Source organism: Parageobacillus thermantarcticus (assembly GCF_900111865.1).
Classification (GTDB): domain Bacteria; phylum Bacillota; class Bacilli; order Bacillales; family Anoxybacillaceae; genus Parageobacillus; species Parageobacillus thermantarcticus.
Genome location: NZ_FOJS01000003.1, coordinates 118,622 through 140,203, shown reverse-complemented (window position 1 = coordinate 140,203; position 21,582 = coordinate 118,622). Strand labels below are relative to the sequence as shown.

Annotated in this window: 25 protein-coding genes; all 25 read left to right on the top strand. The window is 45.5% G+C overall.

What is annotated here, in order from left to right; genetic code table 11:
- Window positions 1-28 precede the first annotated feature (28 nt).
- On the top strand, window positions 29-301 hold the full coding sequence (gene rpsP / locus BM278_RS03905; protein ID WP_064551058.1) for a 30S ribosomal protein S16: 273 nt from the start codon (window positions 29-31) through the stop codon (window positions 299-301).
- A gap of 14 nt (window positions 302-315) precedes the next feature.
- On the top strand, window positions 316-552 hold the full coding sequence (locus tag BM278_RS03900; RefSeq protein WP_090948084.1) for a KH domain-containing protein: 237 nt from the start codon (window positions 316-318) through the stop codon (window positions 550-552).
- A 52-nt stretch (window positions 553-604) separates the two neighbouring features.
- Complete coding sequence (locus tag BM278_RS03895) at window positions 605-991, top strand: YlqD family protein (protein ID WP_090948047.1); 387 nt, start codon at window positions 605-607, stop codon at window positions 989-991.
- Between the two features lie 21 nt (window positions 992-1,012).
- Complete coding sequence (gene rimM / locus BM278_RS03890; protein ID WP_090948046.1) at window positions 1,013-1,531, top strand: ribosome maturation factor RimM; 519 nt, start codon at window positions 1,013-1,015, stop codon at window positions 1,529-1,531.
- Window positions 1,531-2,265 (top strand): tRNA (guanosine(37)-N1)-methyltransferase TrmD, encoded by a 735-nt coding sequence (gene trmD / locus BM278_RS03885; protein ID WP_167359573.1) that lies wholly within the window; start codon window positions 1,531-1,533, stop codon window positions 2,263-2,265. Before rimM ends, trmD begins: the two co-directional genes overlap by 1 nt.
- 137 nt (window positions 2,266-2,402) lie before the next feature.
- Window positions 2,403-2,750 carry a 50S ribosomal protein L19 gene (gene rplS, locus BM278_RS03880; RefSeq protein WP_003251786.1) on the top strand — a complete coding sequence of 116 codons (348 nt, stop codon included), beginning with the start codon at window positions 2,403-2,405 and terminating at the stop codon, window positions 2,748-2,750.
- Between the two features lie 95 nt (window positions 2,751-2,845).
- The gene (gene lepB / locus BM278_RS03875) at window positions 2,846-3,397 is read left to right on the top strand and encodes a signal peptidase I (protein WP_090948045.1); all 552 of its coding nucleotides are present in this window, start codon (window positions 2,846-2,848) and stop codon (window positions 3,395-3,397) included.
- 12 nt (window positions 3,398-3,409) lie between these two features.
- Window positions 3,410-4,261 carry a ribosome biogenesis GTPase YlqF gene (gene ylqF / locus BM278_RS03870; protein ID WP_425272959.1) on the top strand — a complete coding sequence of 284 codons (852 nt, stop codon included), beginning with the start codon at window positions 3,410-3,412 and terminating at the stop codon, window positions 4,259-4,261.
- 75 nt (window positions 4,262-4,336) lie between these two features.
- On the top strand, window positions 4,337-5,143 hold the full coding sequence (locus BM278_RS03865; protein ID WP_090948043.1) for a ribonuclease HII: 807 nt from the start codon (window positions 4,337-4,339) through the stop codon (window positions 5,141-5,143).
- Window positions 5,130-6,725: a hypothetical protein gene (locus BM278_RS03860; RefSeq protein ID WP_090948042.1), complete on the top strand. Its 1,596-nt coding sequence runs from the start codon at window positions 5,130-5,132 to the stop codon at window positions 6,723-6,725. Before BM278_RS03865 ends, BM278_RS03860 begins: the two co-directional genes overlap by 14 nt.
- On the top strand, window positions 6,722-7,003 hold the full coding sequence (locus BM278_RS03855; RefSeq protein WP_090948041.1) for an EscU/YscU/HrcU family type III secretion system export apparatus switch protein: 282 nt from the start codon (window positions 6,722-6,724) through the stop codon (window positions 7,001-7,003). The genes BM278_RS03860 and BM278_RS03855 overlap by 4 nt, the downstream gene beginning before the upstream one ends.
- A 118-nt stretch (window positions 7,004-7,121) precedes the next feature.
- A complete protein-coding gene (gene sucC / locus BM278_RS03850; protein ID WP_090948040.1) occupies window positions 7,122-8,282 on the top strand; it encodes an ADP-forming succinate--CoA ligase subunit beta in 1,161 nt (386 codons plus the stop codon).
- Window positions 8,283-8,299: 17 nt separating this feature from the next.
- Window positions 8,300-9,202, top strand: coding sequence for a succinate--CoA ligase subunit alpha (gene sucD / locus BM278_RS03845; protein ID WP_090948039.1), 903 nt, complete (start codon window positions 8,300-8,302; stop codon window positions 9,200-9,202).
- Window positions 9,203-9,601: 399 nt separating this feature from the next.
- Window positions 9,602-11,677: a type I DNA topoisomerase gene (gene topA / locus BM278_RS03835; RefSeq protein ID WP_090948038.1), complete on the top strand. Its 2,076-nt coding sequence runs from the start codon at window positions 9,602-9,604 to the stop codon at window positions 11,675-11,677.
- Window positions 11,678-11,696: 19 nt separating this feature from the next.
- A complete protein-coding gene (gene trmFO, locus BM278_RS03830) occupies window positions 11,697-13,019 on the top strand; it encodes an FADH(2)-oxidizing methylenetetrahydrofolate--tRNA-(uracil(54)-C(5))-methyltransferase TrmFO (RefSeq protein ID WP_425272958.1) in 1,323 nt (440 codons plus the stop codon).
- Between the two features lie 40 nt (window positions 13,020-13,059).
- Window positions 13,060-13,962: a tyrosine recombinase XerC gene (gene xerC / locus BM278_RS03825; RefSeq protein ID WP_090948037.1), complete on the top strand. Its 903-nt coding sequence runs from the start codon at window positions 13,060-13,062 to the stop codon at window positions 13,960-13,962.
- Window positions 13,963-13,993: 31 nt separating this feature from the next.
- Window positions 13,994-14,536 (top strand): ATP-dependent protease subunit HslV, encoded by a 543-nt coding sequence (hslV, locus tag BM278_RS03820; RefSeq protein ID WP_090948036.1) that lies wholly within the window; start codon window positions 13,994-13,996, stop codon window positions 14,534-14,536.
- Window positions 14,537-14,555: 19 nt separating this feature from the next.
- A complete protein-coding gene (hslU, locus tag BM278_RS03815; protein WP_090948035.1) occupies window positions 14,556-15,953 on the top strand; it encodes an HslU--HslV peptidase ATPase subunit in 1,398 nt (465 codons plus the stop codon).
- A gap of 28 nt (window positions 15,954-15,981) precedes the next feature.
- Window positions 15,982-16,761: a GTP-sensing pleiotropic transcriptional regulator CodY gene (gene codY / locus BM278_RS03810; RefSeq protein WP_090948034.1), complete on the top strand. Its 780-nt coding sequence runs from the start codon at window positions 15,982-15,984 to the stop codon at window positions 16,759-16,761.
- 231 nt (window positions 16,762-16,992) lie between these two features.
- Complete coding sequence (gene flgB, locus BM278_RS03805) at window positions 16,993-17,385, top strand: flagellar basal body rod protein FlgB (protein WP_090948033.1); 393 nt, start codon at window positions 16,993-16,995, stop codon at window positions 17,383-17,385.
- Window positions 17,386-17,388: 3 nt separating this feature from the next.
- Window positions 17,389-17,841, top strand: a complete 453-nt coding sequence (flgC, locus tag BM278_RS03800) for a flagellar basal body rod protein FlgC (protein ID WP_090948032.1) — start codon at window positions 17,389-17,391, stop codon at window positions 17,839-17,841.
- A 15-nt stretch (window positions 17,842-17,856) separates the two neighbouring features.
- Window positions 17,857-18,156: a flagellar hook-basal body complex protein FliE gene (fliE, locus tag BM278_RS03795; RefSeq protein WP_090948031.1), complete on the top strand. Its 300-nt coding sequence runs from the start codon at window positions 17,857-17,859 to the stop codon at window positions 18,154-18,156.
- A gap of 32 nt (window positions 18,157-18,188) precedes the next feature.
- A complete protein-coding gene (gene fliF, locus BM278_RS03790) occupies window positions 18,189-19,772 on the top strand; it encodes a flagellar basal-body MS-ring/collar protein FliF (RefSeq protein ID WP_090948030.1) in 1,584 nt (527 codons plus the stop codon).
- 12 nt (window positions 19,773-19,784) lie between these two features.
- Window positions 19,785-20,804: a flagellar motor switch protein FliG gene (fliG, locus tag BM278_RS03785; protein WP_090948029.1), complete on the top strand. Its 1,020-nt coding sequence runs from the start codon at window positions 19,785-19,787 to the stop codon at window positions 20,802-20,804.
- A complete protein-coding gene (gene fliH / locus BM278_RS03780; protein ID WP_090948082.1) occupies window positions 20,788-21,582 on the top strand; it encodes a flagellar assembly protein FliH in 795 nt (264 codons plus the stop codon). The genes fliG and fliH overlap by 17 nt, the downstream gene beginning before the upstream one ends.

Genomic DNA, 21,582 nt, shown 5'->3' with positions numbered 1-21,582 from the left:
GAACTATTTACGGAGGTGCTAAAATAACATGGCAGTAAGAATTCGTTTAAAACGCATGGGCGCGAAGAAAAAACCTTTCTATCGCATCGTGGTGGCGGACTCTCGTTCTCCGCGCGACGGACGTTTCATCGAAACGATCGGTACGTATAATCCTCTTGCGGATCCAGCGGAAATCAAAATCGATGAGGAACTTGCGCTGAAATGGCTACAAAACGGCGCGAAACCGTCGGATACGGTCCGCAACCTTTTGTCGAAACAAGGCATTTTAGAGAAGTTTCATAACTTAAAATACGGCAAATAATGTCTGTGGTGCGCATGAAACCATTAATCGAAACGATTGTACAAGCGCTTGTCGATCATCCTGAAGCGGTTTTGGTGACAAGCGTCGAAGATGAACAGACGATCACCTACAAATTGTCTGTGCACAAAGAGGACATCGGCAAGGTGATTGGCAAACAAGGTCGCACGATTCACGCGATTCGCACGGTCGTATATGCTGCGGCGGCGCGCCAGCCGAAACGCGTGATCGTGCAAGTGAATGAAGAAGGGTGAGGGCGGTTTTCCTCTCCCTTTTTCTATATTCGTTCTCGTTAGGAGTGGCGTTATGAAAATCATTCAAACGATCGAAGTGCGGCAAATCGTCACCGAAAAAAGCAAACAAGCGCTGCGCGAGGCATTTTTGGCGCAAAAACAACAGCTGATGCGGGAATGCGAGCAGCTTCGTTTCGAGCAAAAGCGTCTCGAAAAGACCGGAAAATATTCTTCTTCCCTTCTTAAGCAATATTTTTCTAAAGAAATGGATACAAGATTAGAGAAAATAAAACTGCTTGACTTCCAGCTCGAACAACTACATATTTTACCGTTAGGCAGTGAGTTAAAAGAGCGGGAAGTGCAAGCGCTCATTGACGTACAGGTCGGTGACAAATGGGAAAATGTCATTTCCAAACGCGCCATTATTATTGAAGACGGCATCGTCAAAGAAATTCGCTAAGAAGGGGTGAACATAAAGAGAATGGAAAAGTGGTTTAATGTCGGCAAAATTGTGAATACGCACGGCATTCGCGGCGAAGTGCGCGTCATTTCCCGCACTGATTTTCCGGAGGAACGTTATAAAAAAGGAAATACGTTATATATTTTTATGGAGAAATCGAAAGAGCCAATCGAAGTCATCGTCAAAAGCCACCGTGTTCATAAGTCATTCGATTTACTTTCATTTGAAGGATATGACAACATCAACCTTGTCGAAAAGTTTAAAGGCGCGATGCTGAAAGTTCCGGAAAGCCAACTTGGCGAGTTAAACGAAGGAGAATATTATTTTCATGAAATTATTGGCTGTACGGTCGTTACCGAAGAAGGAGAAACGGTCGGAACGGTGAGCGAAATTTTAACGCCGGGCGCCAACGACGTATGGGTGGTAAAACGGAATAACGGCAAAGAAGTGCTTATTCCGTATATAGAAGACGTTGTGAAAAACGTCGATGTCGAAAGAAAAACGATTACCATTCGCCCGATGGAAGGGCTGCTGGAATGATGAGAATCGATATATTGACATTATTTCCAAATATGTTTACAGGTGTGTTCAATGAGTCGATTTTGAAAAAAGCTCAAGAGAAGAAAGCCGTTTCGCTAAATGTGATCAATTTTCGCGATTTTGCCGATAACAAGCATAAAACAGTCGACGATTATCCGTACGGCGGCGGGGCGGGGATGGTGCTAAAACCGCAGCCGATTTTTGACGCGGTTGCCCATGTGACAAAAGATTCCGAACGTCCGCGCATCATTTTGCTTTGTCCGCAAGGGGAGCGGTACACGCAAAAAAAAGCGGAAGAGCTGGCGAAAGAGGACCATTTGGTGCTGATTTGCGGACATTATGAAGGCTATGATGAACGGATTCGCGAATACTTAGTAACCGATGAAATCTCGATTGGCGATTACGTATTAACAGGCGGGGAATTAGGAGCGATGGTCATCGTCGATAGCGTCGTCCGGCTGCTTCCCGGCGTGCTTGGCAACGAAGCTTCCCCCGTGCATGACTCGTTTAGTTCCGGTTTGCTCGAACACCCGCATTACACGCGTCCCGCCGATTTCCGCGGCATGAAAGTTCCTGATGTGCTTTTATCAGGAAATCATCGCCTCATCGAAGAATGGCGCGAAAAACAATCGCTGAAACGAACGTTTTTGCGCCGCCCGGACTTGCTAGAAAACTACCCGCTAACAGAAAAGCAAAAACGATGGATCGAAGAATGGAAAAAAGAAGAACAGTAGCTATTGCGCATGATACAAGTTTATGCTACTATATTCCTTGTGTAACTTAAGCGGTTTGCTTAAGCGAGGAAAACGATGTTCCGCTGCAATGATAAAGAAGCATTGTCATGAACATCTGTTGGAAGGAGTGGAAAATGATGCATCATTTAATTCAAGAAATTACGAAAGAGCAATTGCGGACAGATTTACCGGATTTCCGTCCTGGTGACACAGTGCGTGTTCATGTGAAAGTCATCGAAGGAAACCGTGAGCGCATCCAAGTGTTTGAAGGCGTCGTCATTAAACGACGTGGCGCAGGTATTAGCGAAACATTCACAGTCCGCAAAGTGTCTTACGGTGTTGGCGTAGAGCGCACTTTCCCAGTGCATACACCGAAAATTGCGAAATTAGAAGTGGTTCGCCGCGGTAAAGTACGTCGCGCGAAATTGTATTATTTGCGCCAACTTCGCGGTAAAGCAGCGCGCATTAAAGAAAACGTTCAATAATGAACATAGCGAGTCGGGGAAAAGGAGCTTGATGGCAAGCTCCTTTTTTCACATCCCTGTCGCTATGCCATACTAAAAAATTAGGTGGGAGAATGATGGAAAAGAAAAAAAGCGAACTGCGGGAATGGATAAAAGCAATCATCATCGCGATTTTGCTTGCGGGCGGCATTCGTTATTTTATTTTTGCGCCGATTATTGTCGACGGGCTGTCGATGATGCCGACTCTTCATAATCACGACCGGATGATCGTCAACAAGCTTTCTTATAAAATCGGCACACCGCAGCGATTTGATATTATCGTCTTTCACGCCGAAGAAGGAAAAGACTATATTAAGCGGGTCATCGGTTTGCCGGGTGACCATATTGAATATAAAAACGACACGCTGTATGTAAACGGCAAACCGTACGACGAACCGTACTTGGACGAATATAAAAAACAAGTGGTGGATGGCCCGCTGACGGAACCGTTTACTTTAGAGGAGATTACTGGGCGAAAAACGGTGCCAAAAGGTTATTTGTTTGTGTTGGGTGACAATCGCCGCTTTAGCAAAGACAGCCGCCACATTGGATTTATCCCGATGGAAAAAGTCGTCGGAAAAGCCAGTATCGTATATTGGCCGCTTTCTGACGCACGCATTGTGAAATAATCGCAACAGGTGATGCATATGACGATTCAATGGTTTCCAGGCCATATGGCAAAGGCGAAGCGAGAAGTGCAGGAAAAACTGAAACTGATCGATATCGTTTTTGAATTGCTCGATGCGCGCATTCCTATGTCGTCAAGAAACCCAATGATTAATGAAATTCTCGGCAATAAACCGCGCATCGTTTTATTAAACAAAGCGGATATGGCCGATGAAGCGATCACGCAGCAATGGATTACCTACTTCCAACAGCAGCAGTTGCGCGCATTAGCGATCGATGCGCAAACCGGCACAGGCATCAAACAAATTGTCGCGGCGTCAAAAGAAATGTTGAAAGATAAATTTGCGAAAATGGCGGCGAAAGGAATCAAAAATCCACGTCCGATGCGCGCGCTCATTGTTGGGATTCCGAATGTCGGAAAATCGACGCTCATTAATCGCCTTGCCGGAAGGAATATTGCGAAAACGGGCGATAAACCGGGGGTCACAAAAGCGCAGCAGTGGATTAAAGTTGGCAAAGAAATGGAACTTCTTGATACGCCGGGAATTTTATGGCCGAAGTTTGAAGATGAAGAAGTCGGGCTGAAGCTTGCCACCACCGGCGCCATTAAAGATACGATTTTAAATTTGCAAGATGTTGCCGTATATGCGCTAAATTTTTTGAAACAGCATTATCCAGAACGATTAAAGGAACGCTATTCGCTTGATGGCATTCCCGAAGAAATCGCAGAACTGTTTGCCGCGATTGGCAAACGGCGCGGCTGTCTCGTCAGCGGAGGGGCAATTGACTATGATAAAGTCGCAGAAATCGTGCTTCACGATATTCGCACGGAAAAATTGGGGAGAATTAGTTTTGAAACGCCATAAAAGCCCGCGAAATGAATCGGGCTTTATTTTTTTGCCGAGATGCCGATATAAATATTAAAGAGAGGGACAGGAGAAGTGAACCAATATACCGTCAAGGAGATACAGGCATTATTGCAGCAAATAAATGACGAACATGATCCGCTGTTGAAAGAGATTGCGCAAGATGAGCGAAAAAGCGTGCAGCGGCTTGTTGCGCGCTGGCATAAGCAAAAGCGGCAAGAAGAAGAAGCGAAAAGACAATGGCAAGAAATGTCGCGCTATGAGCGGCAGTTGTTTGCACAAGGAATCGAGTACATAGCCGGCATCGATGAAGCGGGGCGCGGGCCGCTTGCTGGCCCGGTCGTTGCCGCGGCGGTCATCTTGCCGAAAGACGCGTATATACCAGGGTTAAACGACTCGAAAAAGCTGTCGGAAGCAAAGCGGGAAACGTTATTTCACATGATTCAATCGTGCGCGGTTTCGATCGGCATTGGTGTCGTTACCGCTGCGGAAATCGATGAAATCAACATTTACGAAGCGACGAAAAAAGCGATGATCAAAGCGGTTGAGCAGCTTTCGCCAAAACCGGATTATTTATTAATTGACGCGATGACGCTTCCTATCCCAACGCCGCAACAAAGCATCGTCAAAGGAGATGCCAACAGCGTTTCGATTGCGGCAAGTTCCGTTATCGCCAAAGTGACGCGCGACCATTTTATGAAACAGCTAGCAAAGCGCTATCCGCAATATGGGTTTGAAAAAAATATGGGATATGGCACCGCCCAACATTTAGAAGCGATTCGCACGTACGGCACGATCGATGAACACCGCCGTTCTTTTGCCCCGATTAAAGAAATGATAAAAGCGAAGAAAGAAGGAGAGCAATATGATGAACCGCATTGACAGAACGCTGCCGATCTTTCCGGCCGGCGATGCGGCACGCGAGCGGTTCCGCCACGGACAAGTCGTCTATGGAAAAATCGAAAGTATACAAGGGGAAACCGAAAAGGAAAAACTTGCTCTTGTTCGCGTCGGAAATGAAGTCGTAACAGCACGGCTGCGAACTCCGTTGCAAGTAGGGAAGCATTATTTATTCGAAGTCGTGGCCGAAAACGATACAATTTATTGGAAAATCATTGATAAAGAGGGAGGAAATCATCCATCACCTCCCTTCGATGTCGATGAAGCGGTGCAATATTTGATGCGAAAATGGAAATTGCCAAGCGATGCGCATTCTTTTCTCCGTTTTGTGTTACAAGAAAAAATACCGATCGCTAAAGAAGATATAGGAAAAGCGGTTCAATGGATCAGGCCATTAGAAGATAAGCAAAAAGGCTGGGAAACCTTTCGCTACATGGTTGCCCGGCATTTTCCGCTTACGAAGGATATTTTCGCCTCATTGTTGGCAGTGCAAAACGATGCACCGCTTTTTCGGCAATTGCAACATGCCGAAAAACTGTTAGCGTCTTTGCCGCCGGAACGGCAAACGGAATCGTTGCAAACGTTGCACCGCTATTTGCAAGATATAACGAACAGCCCGAGAAACGCGTATGAGGTTCTCGTAAAATTGCTGGAATCATTGTGGCAGCCCGAACGAAAGATAGCCCAGCAGCTGCTGAACAGGCTCGGGCTGCCTGCCGCCCAAAGCGGTATAAGCTCTGAACAGCTAGTGAAATTGCAAGATGCCGTGAAAAACGGGAATTTACAGCAAATCAAGCAATATTTACAGCCGTTCTTTCCAAACTTGGAAGAACAGAAATTTTTGGAACGTTTTCAAACTATTTACACATCATATGTCAACGGCTCTCTTGCGGATGAAGAACAACGGCTTTTTTCCGCTATTTTAGCAAAATCCGACCATCATGTTGCTTCATCGGTTTTTCATATGTTAAAAGAAACGCTTCCGAAGCTTGGGCTTCAGCACGAGGCAAATATACGCCTAGCGATAGAAACAAAAACGATTGCGGAAGAGAAGTTGACATCGTTAAAATCGCTTCTTTTGCGAGCGTTAGAAAACGCGCATGAACCGGAGTTAAAAGAAACGTTGCGGACGCTTCTGCATCACGTAACCGGCCAGCAACTATTATCCCAAGTCGAAGGGCCGCTTCAGCATATATTTATGCAAATTCCGCTTCAGATTGGAGAACAACGGACAGATGTTGCGATTCACTGGCAAGGAAAACGGCAAAAAAATGGGAAAATCGACCCAGATTATTGTCGCATCGTTTTTTATTTACATCTAGACAAATTGAAAGAAACGGTAGTGGACGTGCGTGTACAACAACGCATTGTCCATGTTTCCGTCATCAACGACACTCCGCATTTGTCCGATATCGCCAACGCTTTTCAACCGATGCTGAAAGAACGGCTTGAAGAGCACGGGTATACGTTATCCGCGTTGAAAATCGAAGCGCCTAAACAAAAAAAGAAGCCTGTCGATTTCGTGTTTGCACAACGTTATAGCGGGGTGGATTACCGCATATGAAAAACGACAAAAAACAAGCGGTCGCGCTTTCCTATGATGCGAACATTCATGAAGCCCCAGTGGTAGTCGCCAAAGGTAAAGGGTATGTGGCGGAGGCGATCATCGATGCCGCTAAACAACATGGGATTCCGATACAAGAAGATCCGTCGCTCGTCCAATTATTGAGCGAATTGGAAATAAACGAAGCCATCCCTGAAGATTTGTATCGTCTCGTCGCCGAGGTGTTTGCATTTATTTATCGTTTGGACAAACATGTAAAAATGAATGACGGTAACTGAAAAGGTTTTCCCTTTTGAAATTTTTCAATTTTATGTCGAAATGGTGGACAATGTGGAAATTATCATTATAAAATGAAAACGCTAGAACTTTTTTAGTTTTGTACTAGGAGGTTGGCGCATGAATATTCATGAATATCAAGCAAAAGAAATCCTCAGAAACTACGGCGTTAGCGTGCCGAATGGCCGCGTAGCGTTTACCGTTGAGGAAGCGGTGGAGGCGGCAAAAGAATTAGGAAGCCCTGTTTGTGTTGTGAAAGCGCAAATCCACGCCGGCGGGCGCGGAAAAGCCGGAGGGGTAAAGGTAGCGAAAAGTTTGGATGAAGTTCGTACATATGCGAGCGAACTGTTAGGGAAAGTGCTTGTTACGCATCAAACGGGCCCGGAAGGAAAAGAAGTAAAACGCTTGCTCATTGAAGAAGGTTGCGACATTAAAAAAGAATATTACATCGGCTTTGTTGTTGATCGCGCTACTTCGCGCGTCGTATTGATGGGATCGGAAGAAGGTGGTACCGAAATCGAAGAAGTGGCGGCGAAAACGCCGGAGAAAATTTTTAAAGAGTATATTGATCCGGCGGTAGGTTTGCAAGCGTTCCAAGCGCGCCGTTTAGCGTTTAACATCAACATTCCGAAAGAGCTTGTCAATCAGGCCGCCAAATTTATGATGGGGCTTTATCAAGTGTTTGTCGAAAAAGACTGCTCGATCGCGGAAATCAATCCGCTTGTCGTGACGGGCGCCGGCAAAGTAATGGCGTTGGACGCGAAATTAAACTTTGATTCGAATGCGCTGTACCGTCATAAAGACATTTTAGAATATCGCGATTTAGATGAAGAAGATCCGAAGGAAGTGGAAGCGTCGAAATATGATTTAAACTATATCGCGCTTGACGGAAACATCGGCTGCATGGTAAACGGCGCCGGCCTTGCGATGGCGACGATGGACATCATCAAATATTACGGCGGCGAACCGGCCAACTTCTTGGATGTCGGCGGCGGCGCGACGACGGAAAAAGTGACGGAAGCGTTTAAAATCATTCTTTCCGATCCGAAAGTAAAAGGAATTTTCGTCAACATTTTCGGCGGCATTATGAAATGCGACGTCATCGCCAACGGAATCGTCGAAGCGACGAAGCAAGTCGGCTTAAACCTTCCGCTTGTCGTTCGCCTCGAAGGAACGAACGTAGAATTAGGGAAAAAGATTTTGCAAGAATCTGGCTTAAATATTATTGCCGCTGAATCGATGGCAGACGGCGCGCAAAAAATCGTCGAATTAGTACGTTAAGAAGGTGAGGGAGAAACGTGAGCGTTTTTATTAATAAAGATACAAAAGTGATCGTCCAAGGGATTACAGGTTCACAAGGATTATTCCATACAAAACAAATGATCGAGTACGGCACGAAAATTGTCGGCGGTGTAACGCCGGGAAAAGGCGGTACGGAAGTCGAAGGAGTGCCGGTGTTTAACACCGTTTCCGAAGCGGTGGAAAAAACGGGAGCGAACGCTTCTGTCATTTATGTTCCGCCGGCGTTTGCCGCTGACGCGATTATGGAAGCGGTCGATGCACAATTGGACCTTGTCGTTTGCATTACAGAAGGCATCCCGGTTTTGGATATGGTGAAAGTGAAACGCTACATGGAAGGTAAGAAAACTCGCCTCATCGGGCCGAACTGCCCTGGTGTCATTACGCCGGAAGAATGTAAAATCGGCATTATGCCAGGCTACATTCATAAAAAAGGTCACGTTGGCATCGTTTCCCGCTCCGGCACGTTAACGTATGAAGCCGTTCATCAATTGACGCAAGCGGGCATCGGCCAGTCGACGGCGGTCGGAATCGGCGGCGACCCTGTAAATGGCACGAATTTCATTGATGTATTGAAGGCGTTTAACGAAGACGAAGAAACGTATGCCGTCATTATGATTGGCGAGATTGGCGGCACGGCGGAAGAAGAAGCGGCGGAATGGGTAAAAGCCAACATGAAAAAACCGGTTGTCGGCTTTATCGGCGGCCAAACGGCACCTCCAGGAAAACGGATGGGACATGCTGGCGCGATTATTTCCGGCGGCAAAGGAACGGCAGCGGAAAAAATTAAGAAAATGAACGAATGCGGCATTAAAGTTGCCGAAACGCCGGCGGTCATCGGCGAAACGTTAATTTCTGTTCTGAAAGAACGAGGACTATACGAAAAATGCAAAACGCATTAATAGACGTCGTCCCGCACCGTTTTTCATGCGGGGCGATTTTCTTTTCTGTTTTTCCGCCGAATCCGTCTGCTGATTCAGCCGTGCCGCGAATGTTTTCGTAAAAAATTTTTTAAAATAAAAACGGAAAGGGAGATACGATGTACTCATCGGTTCGCGAGCGTCTCATTCATCTTCATCATTGTCGCGGAGCAAGCTGGAAAACGATTCATCGGTTGTTTCAAATCGACCCTACCTTTTCCTCTATCTTTACCCTTTCGCCTTCTGTATTGCAAACATATCTTCCATTCTCCTCACAACAATATACACTCTTCTTCCAAGATTTACATTCCCTTCATATTCAAAGTATGATAAAAACATATAATGAAGATTTTAAATTTACCTCTTAAGGGAGGAAGTTTGATGTCTGACTATCTTGTCATCGTGGAATCGCCGGCGAAAGCGAAAACGATCGAACGATATTTAGGAAAAAAATATAAAGTAAAAGCTTCGATGGGACACGTTCGCGATCTGCCAAAAAGCCAAATGGGCGTTGATATAAATAACGGCTATGAGCCAAAGTATATCACGATTCGTGGAAAAGGACAGATCATTAAAGAGTTGAAAACAGCAGCGAAAAAAGCAAAAAAAGTGTTTCTTGCCGCAGACCCGGACCGCGAAGGGGAAGCGATTGCTTGGCATTTAGCTAACATGCTTGACCTTGATATTCACTCCAACTGTCGTGTTGTCTTTAACGAAATTACGAAAGACGCGATTAAAGAGTCATTTCAACATCCGCGTGCGATCGATATGAATTTAGTGGACGCACAGCAAGCGCGCCGCGTGTTGGATCGTCTCGTCGGCTACAACATTAGCCCGCTGCTTTGGAAAAAGGTGAAGAAAGGCTTAAGCGCAGGGCGCGTTCAGTCCGTAGCGCTGCGTTTGATCATCGACCGTGAAAAAGAGATTAAACAATTTCAGCCGGAAGAGTATTGGACGATTCAAGCGGAATTTGTGAAAGGAAGCGAAACGTTTACCGCATCTTTCTATGGAGTGGACGGGCAAAAGCTTGACTTAAAAAACGAAGCGGACGTTTCCGCGGTTTTACAGCGCATAAGCGGCAGTCAGTTTACGGTGAAATCGGTGACAAAAAAGGAACGGAAACGAAACCCGGTGCCGCCGTTTACGACTTCATCCTTGCAGCAAGAAGCAGCGCGCAAACTCAATTTTCGCACGAAAAAAACGATGATGATCGCCCAGCAGCTATACGAAGGAATTGATCTTGGTAGCGAAGGAACGGTTGGGTTGATTACTTATATGCGCACCGACTCGACAAGAGTATCGGAAAGCGCGCAACAAGAGGCGTTCTCTTATATAGAAGCGACGTTTGGAAAAGAGTTTGTCGCGCAAGAAAAGCGAAAAGAAAAGAAAAGCGCGAATGCGCAAGACGCGCATGAAGCGATTCGTCCGACGTCTGTGTTTCGCGATCCAGAGAAGGTAAAGCCGTATTTAACCCGCGACCAGTTTCGTTTGTACAAGCTAATTTGGGAACGTTTTATCGCAAGCCAAATGGCGGCGGCGCTGCTCGATACGATGAGCGTGGAGCTGGAAAACGAAGGGGTGATCTTTCGGGCAAGCGGTTCGAAAGTAAAATTTCCTGGCTTTATGAAAGTATATGTGGAAGGAACGGATGATCAAACGGATGAACAGGACCGCCTTCTTCCAGATTTGCAGGAAGGAGAAACCGTCGTTAGCAAAGATATTGAACCGAAACAGCATTTCACTCAGCCGCCTCCTCGCTACACGGAAGCGCGGCTTGTGAAAACGCTAGAAGAACTTGGCATCGGCAGACCGTCTACATACGCGCCGACGATTGATACGATTCAAAAGCGAAACTATGTCGTGCTAGAAAATAAACGCTTTGTTCCGACAGAACTTGGAGAAATCGTAGTGGAACTTATTTTAGAGTTTTTCCCGGAAATAATTGATGTGGAATTTACGGCAAAAATGGAAAAGAATTTAGACGAAATTGAAGAAGGAAAAGTGCAATGGGTCAAAGTAGTCGACGAATTTTACCGCGAATTTGAAAAACGGTTGCAACTTGCGGAAAAAGAAATGAAAGAAGTCGAGATTAAAGACGAGCCGGCAGGAATCGATTGCGAGATATGCGGCAGCCCAATGGTGTATAAAATGGGACGCTTCGGCAAATTTGTCGCTTGCTCGAATTTTCCAGAATGCCGCAACACAAAGCCGATCGTCAAGGAAATCGGTGTCAAATGTCCGAAATGCCATGAAGGCAATATTGTCGAACGCAGCAGCAAGAAAAAGCGGATCTTTTACGGATGCGACCGTTTCCCGCAATGTGATTTCGTCTCATGGGATAAGCCGCTTGCCCGTCGCTGCCCGAAATGCGAAGGGGTGTTAGTGGAAAAGAAATTGAAAAAAGGCGTACAAGTGCAATGCATATCATGCGACTATGAAGAAGAACCACAATCTTAATGAATACAAGGAGGAATATATGGTGAATGAACGAACGGTAAATGTTGTTGGCGCTGGCTTAGCAGGCAGCGAGGCGGCATGGCAGCTTGCAAACCGCGGCATCCATGTTCGTCTTTATGAAATGCGACCGATAAAGCAAACGCCTGCCCACCATACCGATAAATTTGCTGAGCTTGTTTGCAGCAACTCGCTGCGCGCGAATTCGTTGACGAACGCAGTTGGGGTATTAAAAGAAGAAATGCGGCGCTTGAATTCCGTCATTATGAAAGCGGCAGATGAATGCTCGGTTCCGGCAGGGAGCGCGCTTGCTGTAGATCGGCATGAGTTTGCCGCACGCGTCACTAATTTGGTGCAAAACCACCCGAACGTAACCGTCATTCGCGAAGAGGTTACCGACATCCCTGACGGCCCGACCATTATCGCGACAGGACCGCTGACGTCGCCGTCACTGTCGGAGCGGCTCAAGGAACTGACAGGAGAAGAATATTTGTACTTTTACGACGCCGCCGCTCCGATTGTTGAAAAAGACAGCATTAATATGGAAAAAGTGTATGTGAAATCGCGCTATGATAAAGGGGAAGCCGCCTATATCAACTGCCCGATGACTGAAGAAGAATTCGACCGTTTTTACGAAGCGCTTATTTCGGCGGAAACAGTGCCGTTAAAAGAATTTGAAAAGGAAATTTATTTTGAAGGTTGCATGCCGATTGAAGTAATGGCGCGGCGCGGAAAACAGACGCTTCTTTTTGGGCCGATGAAGCCGGTCGGTTTGGAAGACCCGCGCACAGGAAAACGGCCATACGCGGTCGTCCAGCTTCGTCAGGACAACGCAGCAGGCACGCTTTACAACATTGTCGGATTCCAAACCCATTTGAAATGGGGGCCGCAAAAGGAAGTAATTCGCTTGATTCCGGGGCTCGAAAACGCGGAAATTGTCCGCTACGGGGTGATGCATCGCAATACGTTTATCAACTCCCCAAAATTATTACGTCCGACGTATCAATATAAAGAACGCGACGATTTATTTTTCGCTGGACAAATGACCGGGGTTGAAGGTTATGTCGAATCGGCGGCATCGGGGCTTGTCGCCGGCATCAATGCGGCGCGGCTCGTATTGGGGCAAGACCTCGTTGTTTTTCCTCGTGAAACGGCGATTGGCAGCATGGCGCATTATATTACGTCGGCAAATCCGAATCATTTTCAGCCGATGAACGCCAATTTCGGTTTGTTTGCGCCGCTTGAGGAAAAAATTAAAGATAAACAACGGCGTAATGAACGTTACGCTCAGCGCGCGTTGGATACAATTCAGAATTTTATAAAAAGTGATTGCAAGGGCTGCTAATTATATGTTACTATTTAGTAGCCCTTGTGAGGTGTGAAAAATGGAAAATTCGAAAATTGCGTTACAATCGTTCATAGAATATTTACAAATCGAAAAAAATTATTCACAATATACTATTGTGTGTTACCAACGAGATATCGAACAATTTTTTGAGTTTTTGAACGAACAAGGGATTCACGATTTGGATGAAGTAACGTATAGCGATGTTCGCCTTTATTTGACGAAGCTGTATGAGCAAAAACAGTCAAGCCGTTCCGTTTCACGAAAAATTTCCAGTTTGCGAAGCTTCTATAAGTTTTTGCTGCGGGAAAAGAAAGTATCGGAAAATCCGTTTGCGCTTGCGGCGCTTCCGAAAAAAGAACAAAAAATTCCTAATTTTTTATATGAACAGGAATTAGAAAGCCTTTTTCATGTCAATGATGTGAATACAGCGATCGGACAGCGCAACCAAGCGATTCTCGAGCTTCTTTACGCGACGGGTGTCCGTGTTAGTGAATGTTGTCACATTCAACTTTCCGACATTGATTTTTCAAGTTCCACCATTTTAATTCATGGCAAAGGAAATAAACAACGCTATGTTCCGTTTGGCCGCTTTGCCAAAGAAGCGTTGGAGCGCTATATTCATCATGGGCGGCGCGAGCTTTTGCAAAACGCAAAAGTCGCCCATGCTTATTTGTTTGTCAACGCCCGCGGCAATCCGTTAACGCCTCGAGGGATGCGTTATATTTTGGATGAAATAGTAAAAAAAGCGGCGCTTACGCAACATGTTAGCCCGCACGTGCTAAGACACACATTTGCGACACATTTGCTAAATGAAGGAGCCGATATGCGCGCAGTCCAAGAACTGCTCGGGCATGCGCATCTTTCGTCTACGCAAGTGTATACGCATGTAACGAAAGACCGATTGCGCCATATTTATTTGCATACGCATCCGCGAGCGTAAGTCGCGCGAGTCGAAAGGAGGGCAGGTAGCGATGGAACAGTTCCATGCGACGACGATTTTTGCGATTCATCATAATGGAAAAGCGGCGATGGCAGGGGACGGTCAAGTGACATTTGGAAATGCCGTTGTGATGAAACATACGGCAAAAAAAGTGCGGAGATTGTTTCAAGGAAAAGTGCTAGCGGGCTTTGCTGGGTCGGTCGCAGATGCGTTTACATTGTTTGAAATGTTTGAAGGCAAACTCGAAGAATTTAACGGAAACTTGCCGCGCGCTGCTGTCGAATTGGCAAAGGAATGGCGCAGCGATAAAGTGTTGCGCCGCCTAGAGGCGATGCTGATCGTGATGGATGAACGTCATTTGCTTCTCATTTCAGGGACGGGAGAAGTGATTGAGCCGGATGACGGGATGTTAGCGATCGGTTCCGGCGGGAATTACGCGCTGGCGGCAGGGCGTGCGTTAAAACAGTACGCGGGAGACCGGCTATCGGCGAAAGAAATCGCGAAAGCGGCGTTAGAAATAGCCGCGAACATTTGTGTGTATACGAATGGCCATATTATTGTGGAAGAATTGTAAAAGAGAGGAGGGGACAGCGGTGTCTGATGCTTTAACACCTCGGCAAATCGTTGAAAAGCTTGACCAATTTATCGTCGGGCAAAAGGAAGCGAAGAAAGCGGTTGCGATTGCGTTAAGAAACCGTTATCGCCGCAGTTTGCTTGATGAAAAACTGCGGGATGAAGTAGTTCCGAAAAACATTTTGATGATCGGCCCAACAGGGGTTGGGAAAACGGAAATTGCCAGACGGTTGGCAAAATTGGTCGGCGCTCCGTTTGTAAAAGTGGAGGCGACAAAGTTTACGGAAGTCGGATATGTTGGCCGCGATGTCGAATCGATGGTGCGCGATCTTGTTGAGACGTCCGTTCGAATGGTAAAAGAGCGGAAGATGAATGAAGTAAGAGATCGCGCTGAACAGCAGGCAAATAAACGGCTTGTCGAACTGTTAGTGCCGGGAAAGCAAAAACAAACAATGAAAAACCCTCTTGAACTATTATTTGGCGGAATGCAAACGTCGCAGCAAGACGCAAATCAAGCATACGAGGACGAGCACATTGAACAAAAACGAAGACAAGTTGCTTGGCAGCTCGCCAACGGCCAGCTCGAAGATGAAATTGTCACGATCGAAGTGGAAGAACAACAGCCGATGTTTTTTGATTTTTTACAAGGCGCCGGCATTGAGCAAATGGGGATGAACGTGCAAGACGCGTTAAGCAGCCTCATTCCGAAGCGCCGCAAAAAGCGCAAATTGAAAGTAAGCGAAGCGCGCAAAGTGCTGACGAATGAGGAAGCGCAAAAGTTGATTGACATGGACGAGGTAACGCAAGAAGCAATTCGTCTTGCTGAACAATCCGGCATCATTTTTATCGATGAAATCGATAAAATCGCGCGCAGCGGGCAAGTCGCTTCTTCGGCAGACGTATCGCGAGAAGGGGTGCAGCGCGATATTTTGCCAATTGTCGAGGGATCGACGGTGATGACGAAATACGGTCCTGTGAAGACAGATCATATATTGTTTATCGCCGCTGGCGCATTTCATATGGCGAAGCCGTCTGACTTAATTCCAGAACTTCAAGGACGTTTTCCGATTCGCGTCGAATTAACGAAACTTTCGGTCGACGATTTCGTAAAAATATTAGTAGAGCCTAATAATGCGCTGATTAAACAATATCAGGCACTTTTGGCGACGGAAGGTATAAATCTTGAATTTTCTGACGATGCTATTCGTAAGATTGCCGAAGTCGCTTTTGAAGTCAATCAGACGACTGATAATATCGGGGCAAGACGGCTTCATACGATCATGGAAAAACTCTTGGAAGATTTACTGTTTGAAGCTCCCGATATTACGTTAGACAAAGTCGTCATTACACCGCAGTATGTCGAACAAAAATTGGGCGACATTGTCAAAAACAAAAACTTGAGCGAATTCATTTTGTAACAAATTAAACGAGGAGGAGAATGAACATATGAATTTATTACAAAAGACTAGAACGATTAACGCAATGCTGCAAAAAGCAGCAGGAAAACCGGTAAACTTTAAAGAAATGGCGGAGACGCTTTGTGAAGTGATCGAGGCGAATGTATTCGTCTTGAGTCGCCGCGGCAAATTGCTCGGTTTTGCGATTAAGCAATCGATTGAAAATGAGCGAATGAAAAAAATGTTGGAAGAGAGACAATTTCCTGAAGAGTATACGAAAAATTTGTTTAACATTACAGAAACGTCCCCTAATATTGATATTAATAGCGAATATACTGCATTTCCAGTGGAAAATCGTGACTTGTTTAAAACTGGCTTGACGACGATCGTGCCGATCAACGGCGGCGGCGAACGGCTTGGTACGCTGATTTTGTCGCGCTTAGACCGCGAGTTTAACGATGATGATCTTATTTTAGCGGAATATGGTGCGACCGTTGTTGGGATGGAAATTTTGCGCGAAAAAGCGGAGGAAATTGAAGAGGAAGCGCGCAACAAAGCGGTCGTGCAAATGGCGATTAGCTCTCTTTCTTATAGCGAACTAGAAGCGATTGAACATATTTTTGAAGAGCTCGACGGCACAGAAGGGTTGCTTGTCGCAAGCAAAATTGCCGACCGTGTCGGCATTACTCGTTCCGTTATCGTAAACGCTCTTCGTAAGCTAGAGAGCGCTGGCGTGATTGAATCTCGCTCTCTCGGTATGAAAGGAACGTATATTAAAGTGTTAAATGATAAGTTTTTGACGGAATTAGAAAAATTAAAATCCAGCTAATTATCATTCATAAAAGAAACCGGCCTAAAAGCAGACTCGCTTTTAGGCCGGTTTTTGTATGATCGTTTGACGGCATGCGCGTAAAAGTGACAAATATAAACAAGTTCCGCCTTTTTTCTCTATTTAGTAATAAAAAATAGTACAATCTTCCGTCTATACAACATTTTTTCATTCTCGTAAAATGGTAATAGCAATATATTGTCGAAAAATGGGATAAAAGAGGGGATACCTTTGTCATTGTTCTCACGTACGATTGCGATGCTTGAGCAAGGTCTTGATTATGCGTCATTAAGAGAAAAAGTGATCGCCGACAATATCGCCAACGTAGATACACCTAATTACAAGGCGAAAGACGTTCAGTTTAAGACGGAATTGGAGCGCGCGCTTCAACCGTTGGAAGCAAAGCGAACGCATCCAAAGCATTTGCCGTTTCGCCATCAAATGCCAAATAAATTTCTCGTGACGACAAAGGAGAATGTAGTATACAATCATAATGGAAATAATGTCGATATTGATAAGGAAATGGCAGATTTAGCAGAAAATCAAATTTATTATAACGCTTTAATCGAACGACTTAACGGAAAATTCACAACATTAAAGACGGTCATTAAGGGAGGAAAATAACGTATGTCTATTTTTCAAAGTTTAAATATAACGGCATCTGCGCTTACAGCGCAGCGGTTGCGCATGGATGTGGTTTCCTCCAATATGGCGAACGTTGATACGACGCGCGCACGGTTCGTCAATGGGCAATGGGAGCCGTACCGGCGCAAATTGGTCGTGATGGAGCCACGGCAAGAAGGGTTTTCTACATATTTGCAGGCGGCGATGAACGGTCGCGCTTCCGTTGGCGATGGAGTCAAAGTGACAGAAATTGTAGAGGATCCAACTCCGTTTAAACTTGTTTACGATCCTTCTCATCCTGACGCGGACCCTAACGGATATGTTCGCCTTCCTAACGTCGATCCGTTGAAGGAAATGGTCGATTTAATGAGCGCTACGCGGTCATATGAAGCAAATGTCACCGTTTTTAACGCGACAAAAGGAATGTTAATGAAAGCATTAGAAATTGGAAAATAAAGGAGATATTGAACAATGGTACAAGGAATTGATCGTTCATTGTTTTCGGGAACGACAAATGCTGCTTCACAAGCGGCAAAACCGGCTGACGTGCAAAGGGCGTTCTCCGACTTTTTAAAAGACGCGTTAAATAAAGTAAACGAGCAACAAGTACAGGCTGACCAGCTGACAGAAAAATTGGTGAAAGGTGAAAATGTCGATTTGCACCAAGTGATGATCGCAGCACAAAAAGCGAGCATTTCTTTGCAGCTTGCAATAGAAGTGCGCAACAAAGTGATTGAAGCGTATCAAGAAATGATGCGAATGCAAATATAGCATATCGACTGTGAAATAATCGGGGGAATAGTATGAACGACAAACTGAAAGAATGGCTGAATCGATTGACTTCATTTTGGAAAGAACGAACGAAAAAACAAAAATGGATTGCTATCGCTAGCCTCGCGCTTCTCTTGTTAGGGGTCGGCGCTATTGTATTTTTTGCGACAAGAACGGAAATGGTGCCGCTATATAGCAACTTAACGCCGCAGGAAGCGGGGCAAATTAAAGCAACGCTTGATCAGCGGGGAGTTAAATCGGAAGTTGCCGATAACGGCACGACGATTAAAGTACCGAAAGAGTTAGCAGATTCATTAAAAGTTGAGTTGGCGGCGGAAGGAATCCCAAACAGCGGCATGATCGACTATTCTTTCTTTGGAAAAAACGCAAGCTTCGGAATGACAGATAATGAGTTTAACGTCGTCAAACTCGAGGCGATGCAAAACGAACTGGCAAATTTAATGAAAAGCATTGACGGCGTGGAAGACGCCAAAGTAATGATTAATCTTCCGCAGCCAAGCGTGTTTGCCTCTGATAATCAAGGAGAAGCTTCAGCATCGATCGTGCTGAAAACGAAACCGGGATACCAATTTAGCGACGAGCAAATTAAAGCGTTATATCATCTCGTTTCCAAAAGTGTTCCTAACCTTCCTACAGATAATATCGTCATTATGAACCAGTTTTTTGAGTATTTTGACCTAAAAAATGACGAAAAAAATTCGACAGGTACAACGTTTGCTGCACAGCAGGAAATGAAAAAACAAATTGAACGCGACATCCAACAGCAAGTGCAGCGAATGTTGGGAACGATGATGGGACAAGATAAAGTGGCTGTTTCGGTGACAGCTGACATTGACTTTACGCAAGAAAAACGAGAAGAAAATCTTGTTGCTCCAGTTGATGAGAAAAATAACGAAGGCATCGCCATCAGCGTGCAGCGCATTAGAGAAACTTACTCCGGCAACGGCGCGCAGCCAGGCGGCATACCCGGAACGGGGACAAACCAAGTACCAAGCTATCAGGCTGGTGCGAACGGGACAAATGGAAATTATGAGCGAACCGAAGAAACGATCAATAACGAAGTGAACCGGATTAAAAAACATATCGTTGAAAGCCCATATAAAATTCGTGATTTAGGCATTCAAGTGATGGTTGAGCCACCGGATCCGAAAGATCCTAACTCGCTGCCGCAGCAAACGATCGACGATATTCAAAGAATATTAGGAACGATCGTCAGAACGTCGATTGACAAACAATATGGTCAAACATTAACTGATCAGGATATTCAAAATCGCGTCGTCGTTTCTGTGCAGAAGTTTAACGGAAAAGCAACATTTGAAGAGCCAAAACCAGCGATTCCAATGTGGGTATACATCGTTGGCGGAATCGGTCTCGCTCTTCTTATCACGCTGTTTATCTTATGGTGGCGCGGACGTAAGGATGATGAGGAAGAAGAGGAAGAAATTTTCGAACAGCCAATCGTTCAAGAAATTCCGGATATTCACGAAGAGCAAGAAACAGAATCGACTATGCGTCGCAAACAGCTAGAAAAATTAGCGAGAGAAAAACCGGATGAATTTGCAAAGCTGTTGCGAACATGGTTATCGGAAGATTAGGAGGAACGGAAAATGGAAAGACAAGGAAAACAAGGTGGGCTAACGGGAAGACAGAAAGCGGCGATCCTTCTTATTTCCCTTGGCCCAGACGTATCCGCCTCCGTTTATAAACATTTATCGGAAGAGGAAATTGAAAAGCTAACTTTAGAAATTTCGCGAATGCGTCAAGTGGGAGCAGATGAAAAAGAAGAAGTGATGGAAGAATTTCATCAAATCGCACTGGCGCAAGATTATATCGAACAAGGTGGAATCGCCTACGCAAAGGAAGTGCTTGAAAAAGCGCTCGGTCCGGAGAAAGCGATGAATATTATCAACCGGTTAACGTCCGCCTTGATGGTGCGACCGTTTGATTTCGCCCGTAAAGCGGATCCTGCGCAAATATTAAACTTTATTCAAAACGAACATCCGCAGACGATCGCCCTTATTCTTTCGTATCTTGAACCGGCGCAAGCGGGGCAAATTTTATCGGCTTTGCCGCAAGAAATGCAGGCGGATATCGCCAGACGCATTGCGTTAATGGATAGCACATCCCCTGACATTATCAATGAAGTCGAGCAGGTTTTAGAGCGTAAACTGTCGGCGACGGTTGTGCAAGATTATACGCAAACTGGCGGAATTGAAACCGTTGTGGAAGTGTTAAACCAAGTTGACCGCAGCACAGAACGTACGATTCTCGATGCCCTTGAAATTCAAGATCCTGAGCTTGCGGAAGAAATCAAAAAACGGATGTTTGTTTTCGAAGATATTGTCACTCTTGATAATCGCGCGATTCAGCGCGTGATTCGCGAAGTCAACAACAACGATTTAGTATTGGCGCTCAAAGTAGCAAGCGACGAAGTAAAAGAAGTTGTGTTCCGCAACATGTCAACACGCATGGCAGAGACGTTGAAAGAAGAGATGGAATTTACCGGACCTGTTCGGCTGCGTGATGTGGAAGAAGCGCAGTCGCGGATCGTCTCAGTGATTCGCCGCTTAGAAGAAGCGGGAGAAATTGTGATTGCTCGCGGCGGGGGAGATGATATTATTGTCTAACGTTATTAAAGCGCCATTTACGAAAACCAATCGCGCTGACAAAAAAATAATCGAAATTAAACGCTTTGTTTTGGAGCAGCCAACCGCATCGGACGAGCAGCAAGAAAACCACGAAGCGGCGCTTGAACGTGCCAAACATGAGGCAGAACAAATCAAGCGGGAAGCGGAACAATATTATGAATCGATTCGACGGCAACTCTCAAAAGAACAGGAAGCGTGGCAAATCGAAAAGGAGCAGCTCATTCAATCTGCGCGCGAAGAAGGATATAAAGACGGATTTCAGCAAGGAAAAGAAGAAGCGCTACATCGTTACCGCGAGTTGATTGAACAGGCCCGGAAAATTACGGAGACCGCGAATGTTCAATTTTACGAACAAATCAACGCATCAGCTGAGACGATTCTCCGCATTGGAATAAAAGTTGCGGAACGTATTATTGGGGAAAAATTAGGAGAAAATCATGATAATTTTTTATCACTAGTAAAACGGGCGATAAAAGAAGTTCGCGAGCAAACGGAAGTGACGGTTTACGTCCATCCGCTTTCTTATGAAACGATCGCGCGGAGAAAAGAAGAGTTAAAAGCGTTATTTCATCATGAAGCGGATGTGTTTATTCATCCTGATGAACAGCTGGAAGAAAATGGCTGCATCATTGAAACTCCGTTCGGTCGCATCGACGCAAGTGTTGATACGCAGCTAGAGCAAATAAAAGAGAAGCTGTTCGAACGGATGAAGGAGGGGATGTCCGCTGAATTGGCAAACTCTTCTGGACGAAATTGA

What these genes read in the sequence shown, in the direction of transcription:
- rpsP (WP_064551058.1), top strand. Translation starts at nt 29, where the DNA reads ATGGCAGTAAGAATTCGTTTAAAACGCATGGGCGCGAAGAAAAAACCT.
- BM278_RS03900 (WP_090948084.1), top strand. Translation starts at nt 316, where the DNA reads ATGAAACCATTAATCGAAACGATTGTACAAGCGCTTGTCGATCATCCT.
- BM278_RS03895 (WP_090948047.1), top strand. Translation starts at nt 605, where the DNA reads ATGAAAATCATTCAAACGATCGAAGTGCGGCAAATCGTCACCGAAAAA.
- rimM (WP_090948046.1), top strand. Translation starts at nt 1,013, where the DNA reads ATGGAAAAGTGGTTTAATGTCGGCAAAATTGTGAATACGCACGGCATT.
- trmD (WP_167359573.1), top strand. Translation starts at nt 1,531, where the DNA reads ATGAGAATCGATATATTGACATTATTTCCAAATATGTTTACAGGTGTG.
- rplS (WP_003251786.1), top strand. Translation starts at nt 2,403, where the DNA reads ATGCATCATTTAATTCAAGAAATTACGAAAGAGCAATTGCGGACAGAT.
- lepB (WP_090948045.1), top strand. Translation starts at nt 2,846, where the DNA reads ATGGAAAAGAAAAAAAGCGAACTGCGGGAATGGATAAAAGCAATCATC.
- ylqF (WP_425272959.1), top strand. Translation starts at nt 3,410, where the DNA reads ATGCATATGACGATTCAATGGTTTCCAGGCCATATGGCAAAGGCGAAG.
- BM278_RS03860 (WP_090948042.1), top strand. Translation starts at nt 5,130, where the DNA reads ATGAACCGCATTGACAGAACGCTGCCGATCTTTCCGGCCGGCGATGCG.
- BM278_RS03855 (WP_090948041.1), top strand. Translation starts at nt 6,722, where the DNA reads ATGAAAAACGACAAAAAACAAGCGGTCGCGCTTTCCTATGATGCGAAC.
- sucC (WP_090948040.1), top strand. Translation starts at nt 7,122, where the DNA reads ATGAATATTCATGAATATCAAGCAAAAGAAATCCTCAGAAACTACGGC.
- topA (WP_090948038.1), top strand. Translation starts at nt 9,602, where the DNA reads ATGTCTGACTATCTTGTCATCGTGGAATCGCCGGCGAAAGCGAAAACG.
- trmFO (WP_425272958.1), top strand. Translation starts at nt 11,697, where the DNA reads ATGGTGAATGAACGAACGGTAAATGTTGTTGGCGCTGGCTTAGCAGGC.
- xerC (WP_090948037.1), top strand. Translation starts at nt 13,060, where the DNA reads ATGGAAAATTCGAAAATTGCGTTACAATCGTTCATAGAATATTTACAA.
- hslV (WP_090948036.1), top strand. Translation starts at nt 13,994, where the DNA reads ATGGAACAGTTCCATGCGACGACGATTTTTGCGATTCATCATAATGGA.
- codY (WP_090948034.1), top strand. Translation starts at nt 15,982, where the DNA reads ATGAATTTATTACAAAAGACTAGAACGATTAACGCAATGCTGCAAAAA.
- flgC (WP_090948032.1), top strand. Translation starts at nt 17,389, where the DNA reads ATGTCTATTTTTCAAAGTTTAAATATAACGGCATCTGCGCTTACAGCG.
- fliE (WP_090948031.1), top strand. Translation starts at nt 17,857, where the DNA reads ATGGTACAAGGAATTGATCGTTCATTGTTTTCGGGAACGACAAATGCT.
- fliF (WP_090948030.1), top strand. Translation starts at nt 18,189, where the DNA reads ATGAACGACAAACTGAAAGAATGGCTGAATCGATTGACTTCATTTTGG.
- fliG (WP_090948029.1), top strand. Translation starts at nt 19,785, where the DNA reads ATGGAAAGACAAGGAAAACAAGGTGGGCTAACGGGAAGACAGAAAGCG.
- fliH (WP_090948082.1), top strand. Translation starts at nt 20,788, where the DNA reads ATGATATTATTGTCTAACGTTATTAAAGCGCCATTTACGAAAACCAAT.